The organism is Cellulomonas algicola (genome assembly GCF_019024305.1).
GTDB lineage: Bacteria > Actinomycetota > Actinomycetes > Actinomycetales > Cellulomonadaceae > Cellulomonas > Cellulomonas algicola.
The window spans coordinates 214,468-240,958 of the sequence record NZ_JAHKSJ010000002.1 but is presented as its reverse complement, the minus strand read 5'-3'; the positions used below and the strand labels follow the sequence as shown (position 1 = coordinate 240,958).

The following is a 26,491-nucleotide window of genomic DNA, read 5'->3' as shown; positions in this document are numbered from 1 at the left end:
TACACCCCATGACGAACCCCTGGCCGCTCGGCGTCGACGGCATCGCCTACGGCGGCGACTACAACCCGGAGCAGTGGCCGCTCGCGACCCGCGTCGAGGACGTCGATCTCATGCAGCAGGCGGGCGTGACGCTCGTGAGCGTCGGCATCTTCTCGTGGGCGCAGCTCGAGCCGCGTCCGGGCGAGTACGACTTCGGCTGGCTCGACGACATCCTCGACCGCCTCGCGGCCGCGGGGATCAAGGTCGCGCTGGCGACGGCAACCGCGAGCCCGCCCCCGTGGCTGACCCGCAAGCACCCCGAGCTGTTGCCCGAGCTGGCCGACGGCACGGTGCTGCACCCGGGCGGCCGGCAGGCGTACCGGGTGGCCGCACCGCTGTGGCGCGAGTACGCGGTCGCGATGACGCGCCGGATGGCCGAGCGGTACCGCGCGCACCCTGCGCTCGCGCTGTGGCACGTCGACAACGAGCTCGGCTGCCACGTGCCGCACGACTTCTCCGACGACGCGGCCGCCGCGTTCCGCCGCTGGCTCGAGTCGCGGTACGGGACGGTCGAGGCGCTCAACGCGGCGTGGGGCACGGCGTTCTGGTCGCAGCGGTACGACTCCTTCGACGAGGTGCTGCCCCCGCGCTCCGCGCCGACCTACCCGAACCCGACGCAGCAGCTCGACTTCGCGCGGTACTCCTCCGACGAGCTGCTCGTGCACTACCGCGCGCTGCGCGACGTGCTGCGCGAGGTCACGCCCCACGTGCCGACGACGACGAACCTCATGCTCTCGACGGGCACGAAGTGGATGGACTACTTCTCGTGGGCCGGCGACCTCGACCTCATCGCCAACGACCACTACACGCGTGCGCACGACCCGCTCGCGCACGTCGAGCTCGCGCTGAGCGCCGACCTCACGCGCGGCGTCGCGGGCGGCGACCCGTGGGTGCTCATGGAGCACTCGACGTCGGCCGTGAACTGGCAGCCCCGCAACCGCACCAAGCGGCCGGGCGAGATGCTGCGGCACTCGCTCGCGCACGTCGCGCACGGCGCCGACGCGGTCATGTACTTCCAGTGGCGGCAGTCGGCGGCGGGTGCCGAGAAGTACCACTCGGCGATGCTGCCGCACGCGGGGACGGACACCGACGTGTGGCGCTCGACCGTCGAGCTCGGCGCGGCGCTGAAGGCGATCGGCGAGGTCAAGGGGTCGCGCGTGCGGTCCGACGTCGCGATCGTCTGGGACTACCCGTCATGGTGGGGCGTCGAGCTCGACTCGCACCCGTCGACCGACGTCACCTACCCCGACCGCGTGCTCGCCCACTACCGGGCGCTGTGGGAGCGGCACGTCTCGGTCGACGTCGTCGCCCCGTCGGCGGACCTGTCGCGCTACCGGCTCGTCGTCGTCCCGACGCTCTACGTGACGTCCGACGCGGACGCCGCGAACATCGCCGCCGCGGCCGCCGCGGGCGCGACCGTGCTGGTCACGTACTTCTCGGGGATCGTCGACGAGCACGACCACGTGCGCCTCGGCGGCTACCCGGGCGCGTTCCGCGACCTGCTCGGCGTCCGGACCGAGGAGTTCTGGGCGCTGCAGGAGGGCGAGACGCTGACGCTCGACGACGGTTCCGTCGCCGACGTGTGGTCGGAGCGCATCCACCCGGCGGACGGGACCGAGGTCGTGCGCACGTTCGTCGACGGCGACCTGGCTGGTGGTCCCGCGGTGACGCGCCGGGCCGTCGGCGAGGGGTCCGCCTGGTACCTGGCGACACGTCTGGACGATGCGGCGCTGGGGGCGCTGACCGAGGCGCTGCTGGTCGAGGCGGGCGTCGAGCCGGTGCTCTCCGGGGTGCCCGCGGGCGTCGAGGTCGCGCGCCGGCAGGCCGACGACGGCCGCTCGTGGCTGTTCGTGCTCAACCACACCGACGCGCCGGTGGACCTGCCGCCGGGCGAGGTCCTCACAGGCCGCACGTCCGGCGGCCAGGTGCACGCGGGCGGGTACGCGGTGCTGCGCGAACAGGTGTAGTCGGGCGCCGGGCGACCGCTCTCCCGCGGATTTCCGGCCCACGGACGGCCTCGCGCCCCTACCATCACCGCCACGGGCCGACGGGGGCCCGTGGCGGCTGAGGGGACGCGCATGGTCGGCAGCGGTGCGGGGACTGCGGCACGCGACAGGTCGGCGCGCCCACGCGGTCGGAGTCGCGGGGTCGTGATCGGCGTCGTCGCGGGCGTGGTGGTCGCGGTCGCGGCCGTCGTCGTCCTGGTGGTCCTGCCCATGATCCGCACACCCGATCCCGGGGCGCTGCTGGCCGAGCAGGGCGTGACCGACGCGACGCTCGCCCGGGGTGCGGGGACCGGCCGCGTCCGGGTCGTGGTGAGCCCGCAGGACCGGCCCGCGACCGGTGTGACGGTGACCGTGTCGTGCACGGGGCGCGACGTCGCCCGCGTGTACCTCGACGGCACGTGGGAGGGCGGTGTGCCGTGCGGCGGCGACCCACGGACCGTCGCGGGCGGTGACGTCACGGTGGGCGAGGTGGTCGACCTCGGCGTCGAGCACGTGGTCGAGGTCGAGGCAGCACCCGGCGCGGTGATCGCCGTCACGGTGGCGACCGCGGGCGGCTGACCTGCGCCGCGGCGTCACGTCTGACTTTTCACCCGGTGGTGTGACGCACGACCCGGACGATCCGGTTGCAACTGGACGCTTGTCCCGGTGAGGATGCGCCACATGGCAGCGACCCCGTCCGAGCCGCCTGCCTCACGGCCGGCTCCCCCTGACGTCGTCGAGCCGCTCACGCGCGCCGACCTCCCCGCCGCCGCCGCCGTCCTGGCCGCGGCGCTCGCCGACGACCCCGGATTCCGGCACCTGTTCCCCGTGGACTCGCGGCGCGAGTCCGAGCTGCGCGCGCTCTACCGGATGACACTCTCGGACGCCCTGCGCTACGGCCTCACCTACGTGACGAAGCTCGACGGCGTCGTCACCGGCGCGGTCGCGCTGTACGCGCCCGGCCGCTACCCCATGACGGCGGCCCGATGGTGGCGGCAGGCGTTCCGCATCGCCGCGATCGCGCTGCGCACCCGCGAGCACTCGTTCGGTCTGATCAAGTTCGGCGACCTGACGGCGGAGGGTGTCCCGGCGGACGCGTGGTACGTCGAGGCGCTCGGCGTCCGGCCCGACCTGCAGCGAGCGGGCCGCGGCAAGCTGCTCATGGCGCGCGTGTTCGCGGACATCGACGCGGGCGAGGCGCCCGGCTACCTCGAGACCACCAAGCCGCTCAACGTCACCTACTACTCCGCGCTCGGGTACGCGGAGACGAGCGCGCGCGTCGCGCTGACGCCCGAGGGGCCGTGGATCATCCCGATGGCCCGCGACCCGCGCAAGGCCGCCTGACCCGCCAGGCTGCCTGACCGCCGGTCAAATTCAGGTCAAGAGAAGCCTTCCCTCCGGGAAAGACAGCGTGGGATGCTGGCCTCCTCACACCCCGCACCGGGTGCATGCACCCGGGACGCGGGGACCGTCCGCCCGGTCCGCCGGGCCCGTTCGGCGAGGGGTGCGCGATGGCTCTGTTCGGTGGAGGGCGACGCAAGGACCGGTCCACGGAGACCGCCGCGACGGCCGTGATCCTGCCGATCGCCGACGGCGGTGCGGCGCCCGGCGGCACCCCTGACCCCGTGGTGCCCCCGACGCCCGACGTGACGCCCGCCGCGCACGGCGGCGGGTGGTTCAGCGGCTGGTTCCACGGGTGGGGCGACGGCGGTGGGCACGGAGGACACGGCCACGGCGGGTACGACGGCGGCGGGTCCAGCGGGTTCGACGGCGGGGGGTTCGGCGGCGGCGGGTTCGACGGCGGCGGCTTCGGCGGCGGGGGCGACGGCGGGGGCGGCGGCTACTGACGCGACGCTCCGCGGCGGTGTCGGTGGCCGGCACGACACATGGGGCGGTGTCGGGGGCCGGCACGACACATGGGGCGGTGTCGGGGGCCGGCACGACACATGGGGCGGTGTCGGTGGCCGGCACGACAATGGCACGTGCCCTACGTGCTGCTCACCGACGACCCGGACCGGGCGGGCGGTGTGCTCCTGCGGCACGCGTCGGACGACGGCGAGCCGGCCCTCGACGCCGAGCGCGTCGCCGCGCGTGACCTCCCGGCGGCCGTCGCGCGGTACGAGACGGACCGCCCGCGCTGGGTGTGGGACGACACCGCACGCCGCTACCCGCCCCTGCTGCGCGCGGGCGTCCGCGTCGAGCGCTGCCACGACCTGCGCCTGTGCCACGCGATCCTGCGCGGCAGCGCGTACGCGAGCGGCTCGGACCTGGCCCGGGCCCCGCGGGGACCGTGGGACGGGCGCCGGCCGGAGGAGCCGCCGCCGGCCGAGCCGGACCTGCTCGACGAGCTGACGCTCCTCGACGACCCGGGCGATCCGGCCACCGCACCGGGCGACGCCGACGACGTCCCGCTCGACGTCGTCGACGAGCTCGAGCGGCAGCTCGCCGCGGTCGCGGGCTCGACGCACCCGGGCCGCCTGCGTCTGCTGCTCGCCGCGGAGTCGACGGGTGCGCTCATCGCGCAGGAGATGCGGCACGACGGGATGCCGTGGGACACCGCGGTGCACGACGCGCTGCTCACCGACCTGCTGGGCCCGCGCCCGCGGGGCGGCCGGCCGGCGCGCCTGGAGGCGCTGGTCGAGCAGATCCGCGAGCACCTGGTCCAGCCGACGCTCAACCCCGACTCGCAGCCGGACCTGCTGCGCGGCCTGCGGCTCGCCGGGTTCGCCGTGCAGTCGACGTCGAAGTGGGAGATCCGCGCGCTCGACCACCCCGTGCGCGAGCCGCTCCTCGAGTACAAGTCGCTCTCGCGCCTGCTCTCGGCGAACGGCTGGGCGTGGATGGACACGTGGATCCACGACGGCCGGTTCCGGCCCGAGTACGTGCCCGGCGGCGTCGTGTCGGGCCGGTGGGCGACGAACGGCGGGGGCGCGCTCCAGCTCCCCGCGGCGATCCGGGCGGCGGTGCGGGCGGACGACGGCTGGCGACTGGTCGTCGCCGACGCGTCCCAGCTCGAGCCGCGCGTGCTCGCGGCCATGTCGGGCGACACCGCGATGGCAGCTGCGGGACGGCAGGCGGACCTGTACCAGGGCGTCGTCGACGCGGGCATCGTCGCGACGCGCTCGGACGCGAAGTACGCGATGCTCGGCGCGATCTACGGCGCGACGACGGGGGCCAGCGCGGCCCTCATGCCGCAGCTCACGCGGGCGTACCCGCACGCGGTCGCGCTCGTCGAGGCGGCGGCGCGGGCGGGCGAGCGCGGCGAGGTCGTGACGACGTGGCTCGGCCGCTCGTCGCCCGCGCCGGACGCGGCCTGGCAGGCGGAGCTCACGGCGGCGTCGGCCGAGGGCGCGGCCGCGGAGGACGTGCGGGCCGTGCGCCGACGGGCGCGGGACTGGGGACGGTTCACGCGCAACTTCGTCGTGCAGGGCACCGCGGCGGAGTGGGCGCTGTGCTGGATGGCGTCGCTGCGGCGACGGCTGCGCGAGGTCGACGGGCGGCCGCACCTCGTGTTCTTCCTGCACGACGAGGTCATGGTGCACTCCCCCGCCGCGGTCGCCGACGAGGTCGCCGAGGCCGTGCGGGCGGCGGCCGTCGAGGCGGGACGCCTGCTGTTCGGTGCGACGCCCGTCGACTTCGCGCTGACCGTGTCCGTCGTCGAGAGCTACGACCGCGCGAAGTGACGCTCAGGCGACGTCGCAGTCCTCGAGGTACGTCGGCGCCGCGAGGGTCGGGAGGTGCTCGGTGACGGGGCCGACGAGGGTGCGGAGCCGGACCTGCGGACCCTCGACGAGGCGCTGCACGACCGCGCAGTCCGTGACGTCCCAGAGGACGACGAGCGAGGAGCCCGCGTCGCCCGGCACGCGCGCAGGCAGCGGGACGGCGTCCGCGAACGGCTCGCCGGGGACCGGGACCGGTCCGTCCTCGACGAAGATCCCGCCCGTCGACGAGCCGACCCCGGGCTGCGCCGTCGCCGGTGCGACCCACGCGCCGAGCACACGGGCGCCGGGCACGTCGCCGACCGACTCGACCGTCAGGCGTCCGACGCCGCCCGGCACGAGGTCGACACCGACGAGCACCTGGTCGCCGCCGAGCTCGCGCGCGGCGCCGCCGGCGGCACCGCTGGGGTCGACGACCGAGGGCCGCGCGCCGGCCGACGCCCACCCGCCGACGAGCACCGCGACGACGAGCGCGCCGACCGCGAGCGCCGCGCTGCGGCGGGGCCGCGGGACGAGCCCGTCGACGTCGGGGTCGCCGGCGACGGCGAGCGGTCCGTCGGGGTCTGTCGTGGTGCCGTCCGCGGTCATTGGCCTAATGTACTATGCCAATGGGCCAGACGGTGGCTCGTCGACGCACAGGAGGACGCGATGGCGACGCTCACGGGACTCGTGGCGCTGCTCCTGGTCGGCGGGCTCGTCGTCGTGCTCGTGACGGCCGCGCGCACGGCCCCAACCGCCGCCGACCTCGCGTGGCTCACCGGGGACCCGGTCCCGCCGCACGACGAGGCCGAGGTCGTGTCCCGCTACCTGCGGCGGCACCGCACGGACCGCGTCGTCGGCGCGCTCACCGGCGTGTGCCTCGCGGTCGTCGTCGGGATCCGCTGGTACGGCACGCTCGTGGTCGGGGTCGGCGGACGCAGCCCGCTGGCCGACCCGCTGTTCCTCGGCCTCACGGGCGTCGTCGTCGGGGCGCTCGCCGCCGAGTCCTTCCGGCTCCCCCGTCCGAGGGGACCCGTCCGCGCCTCGCTCGCGCCGCGCACCGACGGAGCGGGCGCCGGGCACGTCCGGGCGGCGCGCGCGACGGCGGCCGGCGCGACCCTCCTCACCACCGCCGACCTGCTGCACGCCGGGCTCGTCCGCGACGACGTGGCCGCGGCGACCGGCACCGCGGCCACGCTGCTGCTCGGTCTCGCGGTCGTCGCGCTCGCCGAGGCCACGCGCGCGCGGGTCGTCGGCCGCCGACGGCCCGTGCTGTCCGCGCGCGCCACCCGGCTCGACGAGCGCCTGCGCGCGTTCGCGACCGGCTCGGTCGCCCACCTGGAGCTCGCCGCTGCCGTGCTCACCGCCGCCTGGGTCGTGTCCGCGACCTCCCTGCTGCCCGACGACGCGGACTGGCTGGGCGTCGTCGCGGTCGTCACGGGCCTCGTGGTCGCCGTCGTCCAGCTGCGCGCCGCCCGCCCGCGACCGCCGCGCGCACCGCGCCTCTCGGGCAGCGTCGTCGCCGCATGATCGTCCAGGTCGACCCCGACTCGCCCGTCCCCGTCTTCGAGCAGCTGCGCGCGCAGGTCGAGCGGCTCGTCGCGTCGGGTGCGCTCGCACCCGGCAGCCGCCTGCCGACCATCCGCCACCTCGCTGCCGACCTCGGGATCGCCCGCGGCACCGTCCAGCGGGTGTACGACGAGCTCGCGCGCGACGGCTGGGTGCGGACCGCCGGCCGCCACGGGACCGTCGTCGCCGACCGCGTGCCTGCACCTGCCGACCCCGCGGCGCTGCCGCAGGCCGCCGACCGGCTGGCCCTCGTCGCCCGCCAGCTCGGCATCGACGCGCGCGACGTCCATGCGGCGCTCGACGCGGCGCTCGCGCGGACAGGCCAGGCACGCGCCTGACGGGTGCGCTCAGGAGCGGCGCTGCTGCGCGCGGACGTGCAGGCGCTCGCCCTGCGGGCCGAACAGGGTCAGGAGCTCGACCGGGTCGGGGCCGCGGTTGAGGATCGCGTGCGGCGTGCGGGTGTCGAACTCGGCGACCTCTCCCGGCCCGAGCGTGAGGTCGTGCTCGCCGAGCAGCAGCCGCAGCCGGCCGGACAGGACGTAGAGCCACTCCCAGCCCTCGTGGACCTTGAGCTCGGGGTCGACGGGCGACGACCCCGGCGGGATGACGACCTTGTACGCGCGCAGCCCACCCGGACGGCGGGTCAGCGGGACGAACGTGCGGTCGTGCCGCTGGAACGGGCGCGCGTAGACGCGCGGGTCGCCGGTCGCGGGGGCGTCGACGAGCTCGTCGAGCGGCACCTGGTACTCGCGGGCCAGCGGGAGCAGGAGCTCGAGCGTCGGCCGCCGCCCACCGGACTCGAGGCGCGAGAGCGTCGAGACCGAGACACCGGTCGCGTCGGCGACCTGGGCGAGTGTGAGGCCGCGCTCGGAGCGCAGCGCGCGCAGCCGGGCGCCGACCGCGTCGAGCGCGGCGTCGATGTCGTCGGGGATGGTCCTCACCTCTCTCGGGTCCGCGGCCCGGGCCGGCCCGCGTCGGAGCGACGCCCTGTTGTTGCCGGAACAGCAACGGATGTTGCCATCCCATCGTCGCACGGCGCAGAGTCGTCGCCAGGCCGCCCCGCGTCGGGGGCGGCGCCGGACGCGGGCCGCGACGGCCCTGAGGGACGAGGAGCGGACATGGACGAGCGGTACGACGTGGTGGTCGTGGGCGGCGGCGTCGCGGGGCTGAGCGGCGCGCTCATGCTCGGGCGCGCACGCCGGTCGGTGCTGGTGGTCGACGCGGGCGAGCCGCGCAACGCACCGGCGGCGCACGCGCACGGGATGCTCACGCGCGACGGGACCCCGCCGCTCGAGCTGCTGGCCGCAGGCCGCGCGGAGGTCGCGCGGTACCGCGTGCACGTCGAGCCCGGCGAGGTGCGGGCCGTGCACCAGGAGGACGGCACGTTCACGGTCGAGCTCGCCGACGGCCGCTCCGTCGTCGCGCGCGCCGTGCTGTCCGCCACCGGGCTCCGCGACGAGCTCCCCGACGTCGCCGGTGTCGCCGAGCGCTGGGGCACCGACGTCCTGCACTGCCCCTACTGCCACGGCTGGGAGGTGCGCGACCGGGCCGTCGTGATCGTCGGGACCAACCCCATGGCCGCGCACGCCGCGCTGCTCTGGCGGCAGTGGACGGCCGACGTGACGCTCGTCCGGCACACCGCGCCCGCGCTCGCACCCGAGGACGTCGCGCGGCTCGCGGCGACCGGCGTGCGGCTCGTCGACGACCGTGCGACCGCCGTCGACGGCCCGTCCGGCGACCTCACCGTCCGGCTCGCGTCCGGCGCGACCCTGCCCGCGGGGGCCGTCGTCGTCGGCACGCGCACGGTCGCCCGCGCCGAGCACCTCGCACCCCTCGGACTGCACCCCGTCCCGCTCCTCGTCGACGGGCACGAGATCGGCCGCGCCGTCCCCGCCGACCCCTTCGGCGCGACGACGCTGCCCGGCGTGTGGGTCGCGGGCAACGTAACAGACCTGCGCGCGACCGTCGTCGTCTCCGCGGCGGCCGGCGCGACCGCGGGCGCGCAGGTCAACGCGTGGCTGGTGATGCAGGACGCGGAGGCGGCCGTCGCTCGCGCTGCCACCGGCGACCGCGAGCGTCACGGGGAGGAGGCCGGCGTCGACGGGACGGCCGTGACGGACGACGCGTCCAGCGATGTGCACGGTGACGGTCCCCCGCACGGTGATGCCGGTGCGAGCGGCGACGGACACGCAGGCGGACACGGCCGTGAGCACCGGCACGGGCCCGCGCACGGTCACGGCGACGACGGCGGGCGGCACGTCGACCCGACGCACGGCATCGAGCTGCCCGACGATCTCGCCGGGATGTTCGCGCCGGAGTTCTGGGAGGAGCGCTACGCCGGCGCCCGGCAGTGGTCCGGCCGCCCCAACGGCACGCTCGTCGACGAGGTCGGCGACCTGCCCCCGGGCCGCGCGCTGGACATCGCCGCGGGCGAGGGCGGCGACGCCGTCTGGCTCGCGCAGCGCGGGTGGCACGTCACCGCGACGGACTGGGCCGCCGGCGGGCTCGCGCGCGGCGAGGCGACCGCGGCGGAGCACGGCGTCACCGACCGCGTCACGTGGCGGCAGGCCGACATCACGTCCGACGACGGCTGGGACGACGCGCCCTACGACCTCGTCACGTCGCACTACCTCCACCTGCCGCCCGCGCAGCGGCCCGCGGCGGTCGCGCGGATGGCGTCGCTCGTGCGGCCGGGCGGCACGCTGCTCGTCGTCGGGCACCACGCGGCGGACCTCGGCACCACGATGCGGCGACCGCACGTCCCGGAGCTGTTCGCCGACGCCGACGAGGTCGCGGCCCTGCTCGACCCCGCGCAGTGGGAGGTCGTCACCGCCGAGGCCCGGCCGCGCGACGCCGTCGACCCCGAGGGCCGGCCCGTCGTCCTGCACGACGCGATCCTCCGCGCCCGCCGCCGCTCCTGACGCGCCGCACCGGGCGGACGGCGACCTCCCCCTCCGCCCGGACCCCGACGGCGACGGCACCACCCGCCTCGACCCGTCCCCGGCGACGTCAGCGCGGCGCGACCGTCGCGCCGAGGACCAGCGCCCCACCGCGCGGTGACCCGCCCGGCGCCGTAGCGTCACCCCGACATCGGACGGGCCGCGGCCCGGGGCGGAGGCGACGTGACGCGCGACGACCACACGGCCCGGCCGCCGGTGCGCGACCTGCTGCGGGGCCCCGGCGGCACCGTCCGGGTGCTCGCGCTCGTGAGCGTCGTGGTCGCGCTCGTGACGCTCGGCCCGGTCGACGCGGCGCTGCTCGTGCTGGTCGTCGGCGGGGTGGCGCTCCCCCCGCTCGGCGGAGTGCCGCCGTGGCTCGACGCGGCGTACGGCGTGGGGCTGCTCGCGTCGGCGTGGGCCGGCGTGCTCGGGCTGTACGAGGCGGTGGCGTGGCTCGACGTCGTGATGCACCTCGTCGTCACCGGGCTGGTCGCGGCCGTGGCGCACCTGCTGCTCGCGGTGCGCACGGGCGCCGTCGTGGACCCGCGGACAGCACGTGCGGAGGGTCGCGGCGCGGCGTCCGTGCTGGTCACCGCGGCTCTCGGGACCACCCTGAGCGTCGCGTGGGAGATCGGCGAGTACCTCGGCCACACGTACCTCGACCCGACGATCTACGTCGCGTACGGCGACACCATCGGCGACATGGTCATGGGCGCCCTGGGGTCCACCGTCGCCGGCGCGGCGCTCGTGCGGATCGGCGGCAGTGCCCCGGCCCGTCCCGCTCAACCGACGGGTACGGCCGGCTCGACGTAGGTCGTCATCACGCAGTTGCCCTGACCCTTGGGCCGGTCGTAGGTGAAACCGAGCTGCTCGTACATCGTGCGCGTCGCGTTGTAGAGGAACGACGCCGACGTCTTCTTCCCGGGCGGCAGGTCGTGCGGGTACGACTCGACGAGCCCGCCCCCCGCGTCGGCGATCAGCGCGAGCGCCCCGCGCACCGCGACCGACGCCATGCCGCTGCGCCGGTGGTCGCGGTCCACGAACAGGCACGTGATCCGGAAGTCCGGTCGGCGCACGGCCTCCCGCTCCCACTGCTTGCGGTGGTGGATGTTCGCGACCTCGTCGACGGGCCCGTACTGCGCCCACGCGACCGCCGCGTCACCGTCGAGCACGAGCGCCGCGTGCGCGCGACCGGCCAGGACGAGCTGCCGCTTGAACTCGCGGTGCCCGACCGCGCGGCGTTCCTCCGTCGGGTCGGGGTACAGGTGGAAGTAGGTGCACCAGCACCCGCCCCACACGCCGTTGTGCTTCTCCGCGAGGTCGGCGAACAGGTCCCACGTGCCGGGCCCGAGCGGCACGACGCGGTGCCCGTCGACGTCGATCGCTGCGGCGCTCACCCTCGCGACGGTAGGAGCGCGGCCTCCGCGCGGCAAGACCCGGCTAGCCGAGCGGCCACGTCTGCAGGCGGCCGCACATGCCGTACCGGCGGGGCGCCGGGTCGGGACGGGCCTCGCGCACGCGCGCCGACGCGAGGTGCCCGGCAGCCCCACGGACCAGCCCCTCGAGCGCGCGGGCGGTGCCGTCGGTCTCGTGCAGCACCGTCCGCGTCCAGCGGTCCTGCCAGTGCGGGACGTACGGCCGGACCAGGCGCGCGGCGGCCTCGTGGAGCGGTCGCAGCGCCTGCGCCGGCCCGAGGCGGCGGACGTCGTCGAGCAGCACGGCGTACCCCTCGAGGGCCAGGTCGCGGCGTCGTCGCGCGGCGGCGGCGAGCTCGTCGTCGGACGCCCCCGGACCCGGCAGCAGCGCGGCGGCCCGGTAGGCGGCCGGGTCGGCGAGCACGTCCGGCGGGAACGTGAGGACGGCGTCCCCGGCCTCCGGCAGCCCCGCGTTGCCCATGACGACGAGCACCTCGAGGTCGCCGTCGTTGACCGCGCGGTGCACGACGCCCGGGTCGAAGCGCACGACGTCGCCCGCGGCGAGGCGGTGCTCGACGAACCCGTCCGGCCCGAGCGTGTGCACCGCGCCCGAGCCGCCGAGGACGACGTACGCCTCCGCGGACGCGGTGTGCAGGTGCGGCGACCCGGACCCCGCGCGCCCGACGCCGTCGGGGGCGGGCCAGTCGTAGACGCGCAGGTGGCTGACGGAGACGCCGCCGGGCAGGAGGCTCACGACGACCCGACCGCCGTGGCGGCCGGGAGGCCGCTCGTCGGACCGCCCGCCGTGGCGACCGGGAGGCCGCTCGTCGTCGCCGCGCGTCCCGCCGGCCCGGCGTCCGGACCGTCGAGGACCGACGTGCCCAGCGCGGCGAGCGCGCCCGCCCGCTCGATGTCCGACGCACCGTCGGCGACGACGACCGCGTACCGGAACGTCACGGTGCCGCCGGGCCCGAAGGGCACCTCGGTCGAGAAGAACGGCGCCGGGTTGAGGCAGCCGAACTGCTCGACGCGCGCGAACCACTGCGGTCCCGCGCCGTCGGCCTCGCCGGTGCCGTCGACCATGACGACGGTCGACGCGCGGCCCACGTCGTCGTGCCGCCCGACGAGCCCGAGCCACGGCTGGCGCGTGCCGCGCAGCTCCTCACCGCCGGTCCCGTCGGGCGCCACGAGGACGCCGTCCGTGAACGACCGCGGACCGCGCCAGAACAGCCCGCCGTACCCGGCGTTCTCGCGCCCCCGGGTGGTCGGTGAGCCGATCGTGAGGTCGTGCGCGGACACGTTCGTCATCGTCGTGGCGAACGTGAGGACCCACGCGTCGGGCCGGTCGGCGGGCACGACGAACCCGAGCGCGCGGGCCTCGTCGACGACGTGCTCACCGGCCTGCGTGTGCCACGCGAGGGTGTGCGCGAGGTCGACGCGGTCGGCGCCCACGGCGAGGACGCGCAGGTCCTGGTGGTCCATCGACCCGTCGTTGTCGAGCTGCACGTAGCCCTGCCCGTGCACGTACGTCGGGCCGCCCCAGAAGTTGTGCTCGCCCACGACGGGCAGCGACCAGGAGACGCCCTTGTGCCAGACGTGGTCCCACGGGCGGAACGCGGACACCAGGTCGCCGCCGCGCGTGCGGAGCGGGTGCACGTACGGGCGCGGGCTCTCGAGCTGCGCGTCGTCGGGGACGTAGACGTAGCGCGCGAGCGTGGTGCCCGCCGCGGTGACGTCGACGGCGCGGCCGACGTCGTGCCGCGCGCCGACCGAGGGGCGCTCGTCGAGACGCGGCAGCCGCGTGCTGCGCATCGCCCCGCTCGCACCGGACGCTCCTGGGCTGCTCGCCGGCCCGGTCACGCGATGGCCTCGCGCGGCGCGCGTGCCAGGTCGACGCCCAGGTCCAGGTCGTCGACGCGCACGGGCAGCCCGGTGACGAGCGACTGGTTGGCGGCGATGCCGACGGCGACCGCGCGCAGCCCGTCGAGGTACCCGGCGGGCCGGCCGAGCGCGTCCTGCGAGACGCGCAGGTGCCGCCGGAAGACGTCCTTGAGCAGGATCGCGTCGCCGCCGCCGTGCCCGCCGATGCCCGCGGGGATGTCGTACGCGACGGGCGCCTCCCAGTGCCGCTGCACGAGCAGCCGCTCCCCCTCGGGCCGCAGCCCGCCGGCGGCGATCCCCTCGGGCGTGGCGGACGGGTCGAGCACGACCTTGCCGTCGTCGCCGACGAGCACCGCCCCGCGCTCGACGACCTCGAGCTCCGCACGCCCCTCGGTCCCGTTGACGGTGACCCGGTACCCCTCCCAGGGGCTGTGCGCGTTGAGCGAGTACGTGAGCGTCGCGCCCGAGCGGTAGTCGACGACGAGGGCCATGTTGTCCTCGATCGTGATGCCAGGGCCGAAGACGTCCTGGTCGCGCAGGTAGCCGTCGTGGTGCTCGGCGTCCAGGTAGAGCGCCTTGAGCCGCGGGTCGTCGTTGAGGTCGAGCGCGAACGGGTCGCCGGACGTGCCGGTGCCGCGCGTCGGGCGCGGGGCGAGGCCGCGGCCGGCGGCGTTGCGGTCCCCGTAGAACTTGAGGCCGCCGGACGCGTAGACGCGCGACGGGACGTCGTCGAGCCACCAGTTGACGAGGTCGAAGTGGTGGCTCGACTTGTGCACCAGCAGGCCGCCCGAGTTCTTCTTGTCACGGTGCCAGCGGCGGAAGTAGTCGGCGCCGTGCACGGTGTCGAGCGCCCACTCGAAGTGCACGCTCGTGACCTCGCCGATCTGGCCGGACTGGATCACCTGCCGCAAGGAGGAGTTCCGCGGGGCGTAGCGGTAGTTGAACGTCATGACGACGTCCCGCCCGGTGTCGGCGACGGCGCCGGTGATGCGGCGGCAGCCCGCGCGGTCGGTGGTCAGGGGCTTCTCGACGACGACGTCGGCGCCGGCGGCGAGCGCGCGCGCGACGAGGTCGGCGTGCGTGTGGTCCGGGGCCGTGACGACGACGGTGTCGACGCGCTGCTCCTCGATCATCTTCTCGAGGCCCTCGGGCGTGTACCGCGGCAGGCCCGCGGGCCCGTCGTGGCCGGTCGCGCGACCGACCTCGGCGTCGTAGTAGTCGATGCGGCCGGGGTTCGGGTCGAGCCACGCGACGAGGGTCGCGACGTCGGCGTGCTCGCCGGTGATCGCTGCGACGTACATGCCCGCCCGGTGACCCGTACCGGCCACCGCGAACCGGCGCTGCTCTCCGGGCGGTGCGGGCGCGAAGTCCGGGACGACGCCCTGCGACGCGACGGTGCTGGCGCTGGAGGCGGGACGGGGGGCGGTGGGGTTCTGGTCGACCACGAAGATCCTCTGCTCTCGGTGCGACGTCGCACCGGTGTCGGGAAAGCGCGTTCCGTGAGTCCTAGCCTAGGTCGGCGCGCGGGCGGGCGCCAGGGTCTGGGACCATCGTCGAATCGATCTGTGCTGATCGTCGGCGAGGATCGTCGAATCGATCCGTGCCGGTCGGCGGCGGGACTTCCGCCCTGCGCCAGGCGCGGGTTAGGCTCAGTTCTACAACGTTGCACGAACCGCCCGACGCCGCCGTCGGGCGCCATCCCAGGAGAGCCCGATGTCCCAGCGCGCCACCGTCCTGCTCCACCCCGACTTCCGCGTCGGGCCGATCGACCGCCGCGTCTTCGGCTCGTTCGTCGAGCACCTCGGCCGCGCCGTGTACACCGGCATCTACGAGCCCGGTCACGCGACCGCCGACGAGCACGGCTTCCGCCGCGACGTCGCCGACCTCACGCACGAGCTCGGCGTCACCATGGCCCGCTACCCCGGTGGCAACTTCGTCTCCAACTACAACTGGGAGGACGGCGTCGGCCCGGTCGAGGAGCGCAAGCCCTTCATCGACCTCGCCTGGCGCACGATCGAGCCCAACACCATCGGCACCGACGAGTTCCTCCAGTGGGCCGAGCGCGAGGGCATCGAGCCGATGATGGCCGTCAACCTCGGCACCCGCGGGGTCGCCGCCGCCGCTGCGCTCGTCGAGTACTGCAACGGCGAGGCCGGCTCACGCTGGGCCGACCTGCGCATCGCGAACGGCCGGGAGAAGCCCTACGGCGTGCGCCTGTGGTGCCTCGGCAACGAGATGGACGGCCCGTGGCAGATCGGCCACAAGACCGCCGACGAGTACGGCAAGCTCGCCGCCGAGGCCGGCAAGGCCATGAAGCTCGTCGACCCCACCATCGAGCTCGTCGCGTGCGGCTCGTCGTCGATGCAGATGGACACGTTCGGGGAGTGGGAGCGGACCGTCCTCGAGCACACGTGGGACGTCGTCGACCACATCTCGATGCACGCGTACTACGAGGAGCTCGACGGCGACCGCGCGTCGTTCCTCGGCTCCGGCACCGCGATGGACCGGTTCATCCGCCGCGTCGTCGCGTCCGCCGACGCCGTCGGCGCCCGCCGCCGCTCCGACAAGCAGATCACCATCTCGTTCGACGAGTGGAACGTCTGGTACCTGCAGTCGCGCTTCGTCGGCGAGAAGAACCTCCCGCTGCAGCGGGACGCGCCGCGCATCATCGAGGACGTCTACTCCGCGCTCGACGCCGTCGTCGTCGGCGACCTGCTCGTCACGCTCCTCAACCACGCCGACCGCGTGCCCGTCGCGTGCCTCGCGCAGCTCGTCAACGTCATCGCGCCGATCATGACCGAGCCCGACGGCCCCGCGTGGCGCCAGCCGACGTTCGCGCCCTTCGCGACGACCGCGCGCCTGGCCCGCGGCACCGCGCTCGACCTGCGCGTCACCGCCCCGACCGTCACGACCGCCCAGCACGGCGACGTCCCCGTCGTCACGGCGGCCGCGACGCTCGACGGCACCGAGGGCGCCGTGTTCCTGGTCAACCGGTCCGCCGAGCCCGTCGAGGTCGAGCTGTCGCACCCCGGCGTCACGCTCACGCTCGACCGCGGCGTGCAGGTCACCGCCGACCACGAGGCCGCCGTCGAGGGCCCCGACCACGCCGCCCAGGTCATCGCCGAGCACGTGTCCGAGGTCGACGCCCCGGTCACGTCCGCCGAGCCCGGCCGCACGGTCCTGACCCTCGCCCCCGAGTCCTGGCTGGCGCTCCCCGTCACGCTGACCCGCGTCTGACGAGGCCGGGCGGCGACCCGGCCGACCCCGCACGCCGAGAAAGACACAAGGCCCCGAGACCGCGACATCCGTGTCGCCGTCCCGGGGCCTTGTCGCTCCCCCGCGACACTCCCTGCCCACCCTCTCGGCCTCGACCGCGACGGCCGGGTTCGCCGCGGCGTGCGCGTCGCGGGAGTGAGCGGGAGCATCGGTGCGAAGGCTCGTCGAGCAGGTGGACCAGCGAGGTGCGGGAGGTGCGCCAGATGCCCGGAGCCGTCCGCCGACCTTCGGACCCGCGCGAGACCGGCACGGCGGCGTCGCCGGCGCTCCCCGAGCGAGCAGCCCGCGAGGACGACGAGCCGCTGGCTCCCGCGACCGACGAGGAGGACCTGCCGGGCGACATCCCCGTCGTCGCGCGGTGGGGCGCCGGCGGGCTCGCCGCGGTCGCGGGCGTCGTCGGCGCGGTCGCCGTCTTCCGGACGGACAACGGCGTCGGGGCGGCCGCGCTGCTGCTCGTCGCCGTGTTCCTCACGATGACCGCGGTCGACGGGCGGTTCCCGCGCCTCCGGATCGGCGACAACGAGGTCGTCTCCGACCTGCGACGCGCGGTCCGCCAGACCAAGGGCACCGCCGAGCAGGCGAAGCACCAGGCGGACGACGCCACGTACAACAGCACCGAGGTCATGGAAGGGCTCGCGGCGGCGCGCGACGGGCTCGACGAGGTCCGAGGCCGGCTCGACGCGCTCGAGCAGCGCGGCGTCGGCTCGACGGGGGGCCGCCCGTCGCCGGTCGGCCCCGGTCCGGGCCACCCGCCGGGCGACGTCGCGTTCGACGTCCCGCTCGGCCTCCCGTCGGACGACGCGCCACCCGCGGGCACGAGCACCGGGCGGGCCGCGCGACCAGGGCTCCCGGACGAGCTCCACGACCTGGCGGAGCGCTACAAGACCGTGCGCTGGACGGTGCCCCGGGGCCCGGAGCGCACCCGCGCGATGGAGGACCTCGCGCGCGAGATCGTCCGCGTCGCGAGCACCTCGACGGTCGACGTGACGCCGCTGCTCGGCTCGCCCGACCTCGGACTGCGGTTGGTCGCCGCCTGCGCCCTCTACGCCCGTCCCGACACGGCCGCGGTGGCGCGCGTGGCCGAGCAGGCGCTGTCCGACCGCAAGCCGTTCAACGAGTACTGGTCGCTCCAGGCCCTGCGCCGCTGCCTCGCGGGGAGGTGCACGTCGCTCACGCCCGACCTCAGGCGCCGGCTCGATGCCCGTGCTGAGGCGATCGGCCGCGGCACGGACCGCGCCCGCGTCATCGACGGCATCCTGCGCGACTGCCCCTGAGCGCGCGGCGCGCGCGCCGTGGCAGGTGGTGGCGTGGCATGGATGCGGCTGCCCGGGCCACGCGTCGCTCCGGGCGCCGAGGCGGCGACATCCACACTCTCGGCGAGGGACGGCTCCGCGACGTCAGCCGCGGCGGACGACGGCGCGGTGCTCGACGGCGACGGTGGCCAGCGCCAGGAGGCCCGGGACGATGACGACGAGCGGCGGCAGCATCCACACGATGACGCCGCACAGCCCGAGCGCGAGGACCAGCAGGAACGTGCCGGTGAGGTCGTCGCCCGTCCGTCGCCCGGCGTCGCGGAGGACCAGGCGCCAGACGGCCCCTGGCGTCCACCCGGCGGCCGCGCGCAGCAGCGCGACGAGCAGCAGCACGGCGACGAGGACCGAGATCACGCGCACGCCGGTGCCGCCCGGGAGCACGCCGGTGCCGGCGAGGCTCACGTTGAACGCGAGCACGAGCAGCAGCAGGACGGACCCGACGGACACGAGCCACACCCTGCGGCACGCGAGCCGGAAGTCGTCCCACAGGTCGCGCAGGGTGTCGGGGCGGCCGTCGACGTGCCGGCGGACGTGCGCGATCCCCGCGGCGAGCGCGGGCAGCGCGGTGATGACCGGCAGCGACAGCACGGAGACGGCGAGGCCGACGGTGAGGGACTCGCCGAACAGGCCCACGCGTCCGCCGCCGAGCAGCGCCCGGTCGTCGGGGCGCGTGCCGTCGTCGTCGGCCGGCGACGTGTCACCGGCGAGCGGCCGCGCGTCGTCGTCGGACGGGCCGTCGGCGTGCGCGTCGTCGGGTCGGCCGGTGCTGGCGTCGGTCATGGCCACCAGGCTCGCACGTCGGGGCGGCCCCGCCGAAGCCGGACCGCCCCGCTGCGCACGCGTCATCAGCCCTTGAGACCCTGCGTCGCGACGCCCTCGACGAGGTACCGCTGGAACACGAGGAAGAACAGCAGCACGGGCACGAGCGCGAGGACGGCCATGGCCATCTGGGCGCCGTAGTCGGACGTCGTCGTCTGGTCGACGTAGAGCCGCAGGGCGAGCGGCATGGTCGCCAGGTCGGGGTCCTTGAGGTAGAGCAGCGGGCCGAAGAAGTCGTTCCACGACCAGATGAACGCGAAGATCGAGCTCGTCACGAGGGCGGGCTTCATGAGCGGCAGCATGATCGACGTGAAGATCCGGACGTGGCCGGCGCCGTCGATGCGCGCGGCCTCGTCGAGCTCGCGCGGCAGGTTCCGCATGAACTGCACCATGAGGAACACGAAGAAAGCCTCGGCCGCGAGGAACTTGCCGATGAGCAGCGGGACGAACGTGTCGACCAGGTTGAGCCGGGAGAACACGATGTACTGCGGGATGATCACGACGTGGAACGGCAGCAGGAGCGTGCCGATCATCAGCGCGAAGAACGCGTTCCGGCCGGGGAAGTCGATCCGCGCGAACGCGTAGGCGGACACCGAGCAGGACAGCGTGATCCCGACGACCGAGCCGACCGCGAGGATCAGCGAGTTGGTGAAGAAGGTCCAGAACGAGACGCCGCCGATGCCGTCGAGCGCCTTGGCGAAGTTCGCGAACGTCGCGGCGTCGGGGATGAGGCTGACGTTGCCGACGATGTCGCTGCTCGGCTTGAACGACGAGGACAGCATCCACACGGCCGGGTAGAGGATCACGACGACGATCGCGAGGACGAGGGCGTGGAAGCCGATGCCCTTGACGCGTTCGCGCGTGCGGTGCTGACGGCGCAGCTGATCGCTGTGCTCGGTGGTGACGGGACCGCTGGGGGTCGCGGCGATGGTGGTCACTTGCCCTCCCCGGAGTAGTGCACCCAGAACTTCGAGCTGCGGAAGAAGAGCACGGTGATGAGGCCGATGACGACGACGAGGACCCAGGCCATCGCCGCGGCGTAGCCCATCCGGAAGTCCTGGAAACCGCGCTGGTAGAGGTAGAGCGTGTAGAAGAGCGTCGACCGCGCCGGGCCGCCGGTGCCGTTCGAGATGATGAACGCCGACGCGAAGATCTGGAACGCGTGGATCGTCTCGAGCAGCAGGTTGAAGAAGATGACCGGCGACAGCATGGGCAGCGTGATGTTGCGGAACTTGCGTACCGGGCCGGCGCCGTCGACCGACGCGGCCTCGTAGAGCTCGTTCGGGATCTGCTTGAGGCCCGCGAGGAAGATGACCATCGGCGCGCCGAACTGCCAGACGGTCAGCAGGATCAGCATCGGCATCGTGCGGTTCGGGTCGCCGACCCAGCCGCCGGCGGGGGCGCCGAAGAACTGGCCGATCTGGTCGACGATGCCGTTGTCGATGAACATCGCCTTCCAGACGATGGCGATCGACACGGACGCCCCGACGAGGGACGGCATGTAGAACGACGACCGGTAGAACCCCTTGCCGCGGCGCCGGTTGTTCAGCAGCATCGCGACGGCGAGCGCGGCGATGAGCTTGATCGGCGTCCCGAAGAGCACGTACGTCCCGGTGACCTGCCACGCCTTGAGGTAGCTCGGGTCCTTGAAGAGGAGCCGGAAGTTCTCGAGGCCGGTGAACTCGGGCGGCGCGAAGAGGTTGTAGTTCGTGAACGCCAGGTACAGCGACGCGAGCATCGGGCCGGCCGTCAGGAGGAAGAAGCCCAGCAGCCACGGCGCGAGGAACGCGTACCCGGCACGGGTCTCGGCGGCCTGGCGGCGCTTGCGCGCGGTCCCCGGCGGCGGCGCGGGGGTGGCGGGAGGCGTGGTCACCTCGGCGGTGAGGGTCACGGGTCGTTCCGTTCGTCGGTGAGCGGGTTCCGCTGGCGGCCTCGTGCGGGCCACCGGTGGGCACCCCGCCCGCGAGGATGGTGCGGGCGGGGTGCCGGTCGGCTCAGGAGGTCGCGATCTCCGCCTCGCTGAACCACTGCGACGCGAAGTCCTCCGGCGTGATGGTGCCGTAGGCGAGCTCCTCGCCGAGGGTCTTCCACTTGGCCTCGATGGTGCCGAAGCCCTTGACCGGGATCGGGGTCGACTCGGTGACCTGCTCGGTCACGGCCTCCTCGTAGGCGATGACGCGGGCGTCGACGCTGCCTTCCTCGGTCTCGACCGCGGCGCGCTGCTCCTCGTCGGCGGGGACACCCTTCGAGGTGCCGAAGATCCGGCCGACCTCGGGGTCGGTGAGGAGGAAGTTGATGAGCGTGGCCGCGGCCTCGGGGTGCTCGGTGTTCGCGCCGGCTGACAGCAGCATCGACGGCTTGAAGAAGAGGTGCTTCTCACCGGGCTCGACCGACGGGATCTGCGCGAGCGCGATGTCCTGCGTCCCGGAGTCGGCGACGTAGGCGGCGAGGAAGTTGTCCCAGCTCATCTCGGTCGCGGACTCGTTGACCGTGAAGCCGCCCTTGGGGAGCAGCGACGTGCCGCGGTCGATCGGGTAGACGGCCTTGTCGGCGCGCAGGTCGGCCGTGAGGTCGAGGAACTCGACGACGTCGTCCTCGTCGAAGCCGAACGTGCCGTCGTCCTCGAACGGCGTGACGCCCTTCTGCAGCAGCCACTGGATGAAGAACCAGAACGTGCCCGTGTAGTCGACGGCGCCGTAGAGCTGGTAGCCGTCCGCGGTCTTCACGCCGGCCGACGAGGCCTGCGCGATGAAGTCGTTGTAGTCCTCCCACGTGTAGTCCGCGTCGTCCGGGAACTCCGCACCGGTCGCGCTGATGACGGCGGGGTTCTGGAACATCGCGAACGTGTTCGTGGACGTGGGGATGCCGATCGTCTTGCCGTCGAGCACGCCGGACTCCGTGAGGGTCTCGTCGTATCCGGACAGGTCGATCGAGCCGTCGTCGACGTACTTCGCGAGGTCGAGGAGCTGGCCGTTCTGGTTGAACTCGCGCAGGTAGGACAGGTCGAACTGCATGACGTCGGGCAGCTTGCGGCCCGCGGCCTCGGTGGAGCGCTGCGTCCAGTAGTCGGGGAACGCGGCGAAGCTGGTCTGCACCGTGATGTACGGGTACTGCTCCTTGAACAGGTCGAGCGCCTCCTGGTAGCGCGCGGCCCGGTCGTCGTTGCCCCACCACGTGAAGTTGATCGTGACGGGGGCGGTCGGGTCGGTGCTGGGGGCGGCGTCGTCGTCACCCGAGCCGGAGGCGCAGGCGGTGAGGGAAAGTGCGGCGACCGCCGCGACGGCGGTGATCTTCCAGAGGGATCGCTTCATCGTCGGTGAGCCTCCTTGCTCGGTCAGTGAAAGCGCATTCCGGACGGTAGGTGAGCCCTCGCAGCCGTGTCAACGGTTCGCCGTGAAACGTTACAAAGCCGTTGTGCCGCACGCCACACCGGGTGGCCGTCCGCCACGCTACGGGAGCGTCGGGCGAGTTGCGCAACTCGCCTGGTGACCGGGCGGGACGTGGCGTGTATCGTTTCAAAGGGTCACCGGTGAGCGCTTACCGGCGATCCGGAGACAGCACGACCGAGGCGCCGTAGCCTCGGGAGCACCGCACCCGCACCTCCGTCAGCCCGAACCTCCGTGCAGCCCCACCTCCGTGCAGCCCCACCTCCGTGCAGCCCGACGACGCGCCCAGGAGTCCCCCGGTGACCGAACGCCAGATCCCGTCGTGGTCCGAGCTCAAGCCGCTGCTGCGGCCCAAGCCGATCACGCTCAACGCGACCGACCGGCGCCTGGCCGACGCCCTCACCATCGCCGACCTCCGCTCGGTCGCGCGCCGGCGCACGCCGCGGTCGGTGTTCGACTACACGGACGGCGCCGCCGAGGCCGAGATCAGCCTGCGCCGCGCGCGGTCGCTGTTCCGCAACCTCGAGTTCCAGCCGTCGATCCTGCACGACGTGTCGGGCGTCGACACGACCACCGACTTCCTCGGCAAGCCCTCCGCGCAGCCGTTCGCGTTCGCCCCCACCGGCTTCACGCGGATGATGCACCACGAGGGCGAGCGCGCCGTGGTCCGCGTCGCCGAGCGCCGCGACATCCCCTACGCGCTGTCCACGATGGGCACGACGTCGATCGAGGACGTCGCCGCCGCCGCACCCGACGCGCGCAAGTGGTTCCAGCTCTACGTCTGGAAGGACCGCTCCGCCGGCGAGGACCTCATGGCCCGCGCCAAGGCCGCCGGGTTCGAGGCCCTCATGCTCACCGTCGACGTGCCGGTCGCCGGCGCGCGCCTGCGCGACGCCCGCAACGGCTTCTCGATCCCGCCCGCGCTCACCGTCAAGACGGTCCTCGACGCCGCGACCCACCCTGCCTGGTGGGTCAACCTGCTCACGACGGAGCCCTTGACGTTCGCGTCCCTGTCCACGTGGGACGGCACCGTCGCCGAGCTCCTCGACAAGCTCTTCGACCCCACCATGACGATCGCCGACCTCGAGTGGCTCCGCGCCTCGTGGGACGGGCCGCTCATCATCAAGGGCATCCAGACCGTCGACGACGCGCGCCGGGTCACCGACGCCGGGGCCGACGCGATCGTCCTGTCCAACCACGGCGGCCGCCAGCTCGACCGCGCACCCGTCCCGCTGCGCCTGCTGCCCGACGTCGCCGAGGCCGTCGGCGACCGCACCGAGGTCTGGGTCGACACCGGCGTCATGTCCGGCGCCGACGTCGTCGCGTCCCTCGCCCTCGGCGCGCGCGCCGCGCTCGTCGGCCGCGCCTACCTGTACGGCCTCATGGCCGGCGGCGAGCGCGGGGTCGACCGGGCGGCCGAGATCCTGTCCCGCGAGGTGCGCCGCACCATGGCGCTGCTCGGCGTCGCGTCCGTCGGCGAGCTCGGGCCGCAGCACGTGCGCCTGCCCTGACACGCGAGCACCGACGTCCGATCGACCGAGGAAGGACCGTCCCCACGGGTTCCGCCGACCGTCCCGGCGGGCCGACGAACGACCGCGAGCGCTCGTCGGGCCGCAGCGTCCTGTCCCTCGTCAACTTCCGCCTCCTGCTCGGCGCCCAGCTGCTGGGCGGCACCGGCATGTGGATGGTCCGCATGTCGACCGACTGGCTGGTCCTCGAGCTCACCGGGTCGTCCGCGGCCGTCGGCGTGCTCGTCGCGCTCCAGTTCCTGCCGATGCTCGTCGTCGGTCCGTTCGGCGGGCTGCTCGCCGACCGGTACGACAAGCGTCGCCTCGTCGAGGTCGCGCAGGTCGCCAACGCCGTGCTCGCCGCGGTGCTCGCCGTCCTCACGCTCACGGGTGTCGTCGCCGTCTGGCACCTCTACGTCGTCGCGGTGCTGCTCGGGGTCGTCGCGTCCGTCGACCAGCCGTCGCGCCAGGTGCTCGTCAGCGAGATCGTCGGCGACCAGGGGCTGCAGAAGGCCGTCAGCACCATGAACGCGATCGGGCAGGCCGGCGGGCTGCTCGGGCCGGCCGCCGCCGGGTTCGTCATCGCGCACTGGGGCGAGGGCTGGGCGTTCACCGTGAACGGGGTCGTCGCGCTGTGCGTCGTGGTGATCGTCGCGTCGATGCGCACCCGCGAGCTGCACCCCGCGCCACGCGTCCCCCGCGCCCGCGGCCAGGTGCGCGAGGGCATCCGGTACGTGCTCGACCGGCCGCGACTGGCCTGGGTCATCGCGCTCGCCGGGCTGATGGGCGCGCTCGGGATGAACGGACCCGTCGTCCTCACCGCGTTCGCGCAGGACGTGTGGCACACCGGCGCCGCCGGGTTCGGGCTCTACAACGCCGTCAGCGCCGCGGGGGCGTTCGTCGGCGTCGTGCTCGGCGGGCGGTTCCTGCGGCTGCGGATCCGCAACGTCGTCGTCGCGTCCGGGCTGTTCGCCGTCACCGAGGCGCTCGCGGCCCTGTCCCCGACGCACGCCGTCTTCCTCGTGATGCTCGCCGTCGTCGGCGGCGCGACGCTGCTGTTCCTCATGGCGGCCAACACCCTCGTCCAGCTCACCGCCGACCAGCCCGTCCGCGGGCGCGTCCTCGCGCTCTACTCGCCGCTGCTGCTCGGCGGGCACGCGCTCGGGGGGCTGCTGCAGGGCTGGCTCACCGAGTGGCTCGGCGTGCGCGCGGGCCTCGTCGTCACGGGCGCGCTCGCCCTCGTCGCGACCGCCTTCGTCGCCACGGCGCTCGCGCAGGTCGGCCACCTCCGCCCGGCCCTCCGCCGCCACCCGTGGCCGTTCGCGATCGTCCCCCGCGACGCCCCGTCCGCCTGACCGGACCTGCCTCCGCCCCGTCGCCCGCTGCTGCCCCGCCGCCCAGGCGGCGCCCCCGTCCGTCGAGCAGCACCACGGTCCGTCGAGCACGACGTCAGTCGCGCCTGGACGGCCTCGAACGGTCGTGACGTCGTGCTCGGCCGCCCGGTCGGGCGGTGGGGCGGGGTGTGACGTCGGCGACGGCGGCGGGTGGCGTGGAATAGGGGTGCCGGGGGTGGTGCTGGGACTCGTATGCGTGCGATCACCTACTCCCGCTACGGCGGCAGCGACGTCCTCGAGCTCACCGAGCAGCCGACCCCCAAGGTCGGTGCCGACACCGTGCTGGTCCGGGTGCGGGCCGCGTCGGTCAACCCGGTCGACTGGAAGGTCCGGCAGGGGTACCTCGACCCGATCATGGACGTGCACTTCCCCGTCGTGCCGGGCTGGGACGTCGCGGGCGTCGTCGAGAAGGTCGGCCTCGACACCCCGGAGTACCAGGTGGGCGACGAGGTGTTCGGCTACGTCCGCAAGGACTGGGTGCACGGCGGGACGTTCGCCGAGTACGTGTCCGCGCCCGTGCGGACGCTCGCGCCCAAGCCGTCGAGCCTGTCGTTCGAGGAGGCGGCCGCGGTCCCGCTGGCCGGGCTCACGGCGTACCAGTCCATCAAGCGGAGCGGCGTGACGGCCGGGCAGACGGTGCTCGTGCACGCCGCGGCGGGCGGTGTCGGGGGGTTCGCGGTGCAGATCGCGAAGGCGCTCGGCGCGACGGTCGTCGGGACGGCGTCGGAGTCGAACCACGAGTTCCTGCGGGGTCTCGGCGCGGAGCCGGTGACGTACGGCGACGGGCTCGTCGAGCGGGTCCGCGCGATCGCCCCCGACGGCGTCGACGTGGTCCTCGACTACGGCAGCCCGGACGCGGTCGAGACGGCCCCGGCGCTGCTGCGCGCGGGCGGCACGATCGCGTCGATCGTCGACGCGAAGGCCCGCGACGAGCTCGGCGGCCACTACGTCTGGGTCCGCCCGGAATCCGGGGACCTCGCGGCGCTCGGCGCGCTGATCGACGAGGGCAAGGTGCGGGTCGAGGTCGCGCAGGTGTTCGACCTGGCCGACGCGGCCGCGGCGCACGAGGCGAGCGCGTCGGGTCACGTCCGCGGCAAGGTCGTCGTCCGCGTCTGACCCGCCGGTCGACCGGCCGTCGCGATCGGCGACGTCGGCGCCCCGGCCACATCGCCCGCTCTGAGCGGAGACAACGGCTCGAGACTGCGACATCCGTGTCGCGCTCTCGAGCCGTTGTCGCGTCGTCAGGCCGGCAAGGAGCCGGGCGGGGCG

The 26,491-nt window shown here is 74.5% G+C and carries 24 protein-coding genes; 14 read left to right on the top strand and 10 right to left on the bottom strand.

The window, feature by feature from the left end:
- The first annotated feature begins 8 nt into the window (after positions 1 to 8).
- The 5 genes from KOV94_RS01125 (at position 9) to KOV94_RS01105 (ending at position 5,707) form a co-directional block, all read left to right on the top strand.
- On the top strand, positions 9 to 2,006 hold the full coding sequence (locus tag KOV94_RS01125; protein WP_218050995.1) for a beta-galactosidase: 1,998 nt from the start codon (positions 9 to 11) through the stop codon (positions 2,004 to 2,006).
- Between the two features lie 183 nt (positions 2,007 to 2,189).
- Positions 2,190 to 2,603 carry a hypothetical protein gene (locus tag KOV94_RS01120; RefSeq protein ID WP_124341433.1) on the top strand — a complete coding sequence of 138 codons (414 nt, stop codon included), beginning with the start codon at positions 2,190 to 2,192 and terminating at the stop codon, positions 2,601 to 2,603.
- Between the two features lie 102 nt (positions 2,604 to 2,705).
- Complete coding sequence (locus tag KOV94_RS01115) at positions 2,706 to 3,368, top strand: N-acetyltransferase (RefSeq protein ID WP_218050994.1); 663 nt, start codon at positions 2,706 to 2,708, stop codon at positions 3,366 to 3,368.
- 167 nt (positions 3,369 to 3,535) lie between these two features.
- Complete coding sequence (locus tag KOV94_RS01110) at positions 3,536 to 3,871, top strand: hypothetical protein (protein ID WP_218050993.1); 336 nt, start codon at positions 3,536 to 3,538, stop codon at positions 3,869 to 3,871.
- A 135-nt stretch (positions 3,872 to 4,006) separates the two neighbouring features.
- Positions 4,007 to 5,707: a bifunctional 3'-5' exonuclease/DNA polymerase gene (locus KOV94_RS01105; protein ID WP_218050992.1), complete on the top strand. Its 1,701-nt coding sequence runs from the start codon at positions 4,007 to 4,009 to the stop codon at positions 5,705 to 5,707.
- Between the two features lie 3 nt (positions 5,708 to 5,710).
- Here KOV94_RS01105 and KOV94_RS01100 read toward each other — a convergent pair whose 3' ends face one another.
- Positions 5,711 to 6,331: a hypothetical protein gene (locus tag KOV94_RS01100; RefSeq protein ID WP_218050991.1), complete on the bottom strand. Its 621-nt coding sequence runs from the start codon at positions 6,329 to 6,331 to the stop codon at positions 5,711 to 5,713.
- Positions 6,332 to 6,391: 60 nt separating this feature from the next.
- Here KOV94_RS01100 and KOV94_RS01095 point away from each other — a divergent pair, with 60 nt between their 5' ends.
- Both KOV94_RS01095 and KOV94_RS01090 read left to right on the top strand, forming a co-directional pair.
- Entirely contained in the window at positions 6,392 to 7,252 is an 861-nt protein-coding gene (locus KOV94_RS01095; RefSeq protein ID WP_218050990.1) for a hypothetical protein, read from the top strand.
- Positions 7,249 to 7,629, top strand: coding sequence for a GntR family transcriptional regulator (locus KOV94_RS01090; protein ID WP_218050989.1), 381 nt, complete (start codon positions 7,249 to 7,251; stop codon positions 7,627 to 7,629). The genes KOV94_RS01095 and KOV94_RS01090 overlap by 4 nt, the downstream gene beginning before the upstream one ends.
- A gap of 9 nt (positions 7,630 to 7,638) precedes the next feature.
- Here the strand turns inward: KOV94_RS01090 and KOV94_RS01085 are convergent, their stop codons facing one another.
- Positions 7,639 to 8,223 (bottom strand): helix-turn-helix domain-containing protein, encoded by a 585-nt coding sequence (locus KOV94_RS01085; protein ID WP_200829831.1) that lies wholly within the window; start codon positions 8,221 to 8,223, stop codon positions 7,639 to 7,641.
- Between the two features lie 186 nt (positions 8,224 to 8,409).
- Between KOV94_RS01085 and KOV94_RS21085 the strand changes: the two genes are divergently transcribed.
- Together KOV94_RS21085 and KOV94_RS01075 are read left to right on the top strand one after the other, a co-directional pair.
- Positions 8,410 to 10,212 (top strand): bifunctional NAD(P)/FAD-dependent oxidoreductase/class I SAM-dependent methyltransferase, encoded by a 1,803-nt coding sequence (locus KOV94_RS21085; RefSeq protein ID WP_218050988.1) that lies wholly within the window; start codon positions 8,410 to 8,412, stop codon positions 10,210 to 10,212.
- 201 nt (positions 10,213 to 10,413) lie between these two features.
- Positions 10,414 to 11,043, top strand: coding sequence for a DUF2238 domain-containing protein (locus KOV94_RS01075; protein ID WP_124343570.1), 630 nt, complete (start codon positions 10,414 to 10,416; stop codon positions 11,041 to 11,043).
- Here KOV94_RS01075 and KOV94_RS01070 read toward each other — a convergent pair.
- The 4 genes from KOV94_RS01070 to KOV94_RS01055 are packed head-to-tail and all read right to left on the bottom strand — an operon-like array spanning position 11,013 to position 14,971.
- Positions 11,013 to 11,627: a GNAT family N-acetyltransferase gene (locus tag KOV94_RS01070; protein ID WP_218050987.1), complete on the bottom strand. Its 615-nt coding sequence runs from the start codon at positions 11,625 to 11,627 to the stop codon at positions 11,013 to 11,015. The two genes, KOV94_RS01075 and KOV94_RS01070, sit on opposite strands and share 31 nt — an antisense overlap.
- 43 nt (positions 11,628 to 11,670) lie before the next feature.
- Positions 11,671 to 12,399 (bottom strand): cupin domain-containing protein, encoded by a 729-nt coding sequence (locus tag KOV94_RS01065; RefSeq protein WP_218050986.1) that lies wholly within the window; start codon positions 12,397 to 12,399, stop codon positions 11,671 to 11,673.
- Entirely contained in the window at positions 12,396 to 13,457 is a 1,062-nt protein-coding gene (locus KOV94_RS01060; RefSeq protein WP_124343567.1) for a DUF6807 domain-containing protein, read from the bottom strand. The genes KOV94_RS01065 and KOV94_RS01060 overlap by 4 nt, the downstream gene beginning before the upstream one ends.
- Before the next feature lie 44 nt (positions 13,458 to 13,501).
- Entirely contained in the window at positions 13,502 to 14,971 is a 1,470-nt protein-coding gene (locus KOV94_RS01055; protein ID WP_218050985.1) for a Gfo/Idh/MocA family protein, read from the bottom strand.
- Between the two features lie 268 nt (positions 14,972 to 15,239).
- Here KOV94_RS01055 and arfA point away from each other — a divergent pair, with 268 nt between their 5' ends.
- Both arfA and KOV94_RS01045 read left to right on the top strand, forming a co-directional pair.
- Entirely contained in the window at positions 15,240 to 16,763 is a 1,524-nt protein-coding gene (gene arfA, locus KOV94_RS01050; protein WP_124343565.1) for an arabinosylfuranosidase ArfA, read from the top strand.
- A gap of 242 nt (positions 16,764 to 17,005) precedes the next feature.
- Complete coding sequence (locus KOV94_RS01045; protein WP_218050984.1) at positions 17,006 to 18,076, top strand: hypothetical protein; 1,071 nt, start codon at positions 17,006 to 17,008, stop codon at positions 18,074 to 18,076.
- A gap of 123 nt (positions 18,077 to 18,199) precedes the next feature.
- Here the strand turns inward: KOV94_RS01045 and KOV94_RS01040 are convergent, their stop codons facing one another.
- From KOV94_RS01040 to KOV94_RS01025, 4 genes are all read right to left on the bottom strand, one after another.
- Complete coding sequence (locus KOV94_RS01040; RefSeq protein WP_218050983.1) at positions 18,200 to 18,895, bottom strand: hypothetical protein; 696 nt, start codon at positions 18,893 to 18,895, stop codon at positions 18,200 to 18,202.
- A 65-nt stretch (positions 18,896 to 18,960) separates the two neighbouring features.
- Positions 18,961 to 19,815, bottom strand: a complete 855-nt coding sequence (locus KOV94_RS01035; protein WP_225915961.1) for a carbohydrate ABC transporter permease — start codon at positions 19,813 to 19,815, stop codon at positions 18,961 to 18,963.
- A gap of 53 nt (positions 19,816 to 19,868) precedes the next feature.
- Positions 19,869 to 20,807, bottom strand: coding sequence for a carbohydrate ABC transporter permease (locus KOV94_RS01030; protein ID WP_124343572.1), 939 nt, complete (start codon positions 20,805 to 20,807; stop codon positions 19,869 to 19,871).
- A 121-nt stretch (positions 20,808 to 20,928) separates the two neighbouring features.
- Positions 20,929 to 22,245 carry an ABC transporter substrate-binding protein gene (locus KOV94_RS01025; protein ID WP_162353134.1) on the bottom strand — a complete coding sequence of 439 codons (1,317 nt, stop codon included), beginning with the start codon at positions 22,243 to 22,245 and terminating at the stop codon, positions 20,929 to 20,931.
- Between the two features lie 374 nt (positions 22,246 to 22,619).
- Here KOV94_RS01025 and KOV94_RS01020 point away from each other — a divergent pair, with 374 nt between their 5' ends.
- The 3 genes from KOV94_RS01020 to KOV94_RS01010 all read left to right on the top strand — a co-directional run bounded on the left by KOV94_RS01020 (position 22,620) and on the right by KOV94_RS01010 (position 26,338).
- The gene (locus KOV94_RS01020) at positions 22,620 to 23,831 is read left to right on the top strand and encodes an alpha-hydroxy acid oxidase (RefSeq protein ID WP_124343560.1); all 1,212 of its coding nucleotides are present in this window, start codon (positions 22,620 to 22,622) and stop codon (positions 23,829 to 23,831) included.
- A 167-nt stretch (positions 23,832 to 23,998) separates the two neighbouring features.
- Complete coding sequence (locus tag KOV94_RS01015) at positions 23,999 to 25,183, top strand: MFS transporter (RefSeq protein ID WP_372449422.1); 1,185 nt, start codon at positions 23,999 to 24,001, stop codon at positions 25,181 to 25,183.
- 231 nt (positions 25,184 to 25,414) lie between these two features.
- Positions 25,415 to 26,338, top strand: coding sequence for an NADP-dependent oxidoreductase (locus KOV94_RS01010; protein ID WP_218050981.1), 924 nt, complete (start codon positions 25,415 to 25,417; stop codon positions 26,336 to 26,338).
- Positions 26,339 to 26,491: the final 153 nt, after the last annotated feature.

Coding starts and splice junctions, on each gene's coding strand:
- KOV94_RS01125 (WP_218050995.1), top strand. CDS start 9: ATGACGAACCCCTGGCCGCTCGGCGTCGACGGCATCGCCTACGGCGGC.
- KOV94_RS01115 (WP_218050994.1), top strand. CDS start 2,706: ATGGCAGCGACCCCGTCCGAGCCGCCTGCCTCACGGCCGGCTCCCCCT.
- KOV94_RS01110 (WP_218050993.1), top strand. CDS start 3,536: ATGGCTCTGTTCGGTGGAGGGCGACGCAAGGACCGGTCCACGGAGACC.
- KOV94_RS01100 (WP_218050991.1), bottom strand. CDS start 6,331: ATGACCGCGGACGGCACCACGACAGACCCCGACGGACCGCTCGCCGTC.
- KOV94_RS01095 (WP_218050990.1), top strand. CDS start 6,392: ATGGCGACGCTCACGGGACTCGTGGCGCTGCTCCTGGTCGGCGGGCTC.
- KOV94_RS01090 (WP_218050989.1), top strand. CDS start 7,249: ATGATCGTCCAGGTCGACCCCGACTCGCCCGTCCCCGTCTTCGAGCAG.
- KOV94_RS21085 (WP_218050988.1), top strand. CDS start 8,410: ATGGACGAGCGGTACGACGTGGTGGTCGTGGGCGGCGGCGTCGCGGGG.
- KOV94_RS01060 (WP_124343567.1), bottom strand. CDS start 13,457: ATGCGCAGCACGCGGCTGCCGCGTCTCGACGAGCGCCCCTCGGTCGGC.
- arfA (WP_124343565.1), top strand. CDS start 15,240: ATGTCCCAGCGCGCCACCGTCCTGCTCCACCCCGACTTCCGCGTCGGG.
- KOV94_RS01045 (WP_218050984.1), top strand. CDS start 17,006: ATGCCCGGAGCCGTCCGCCGACCTTCGGACCCGCGCGAGACCGGCACG.
- KOV94_RS01040 (WP_218050983.1), bottom strand. CDS start 18,895: ATGACCGACGCCAGCACCGGCCGACCCGACGACGCGCACGCCGACGGC.
- KOV94_RS01025 (WP_162353134.1), bottom strand. CDS start 22,245: ATGAAGCGATCCCTCTGGAAGATCACCGCCGTCGCGGCGGTCGCCGCA.
- KOV94_RS01015 (WP_372449422.1), top strand. CDS start 23,999: ATGTGGATGGTCCGCATGTCGACCGACTGGCTGGTCCTCGAGCTCACC.
- KOV94_RS01010 (WP_218050981.1), top strand. CDS start 25,415: ATGCGTGCGATCACCTACTCCCGCTACGGCGGCAGCGACGTCCTCGAG.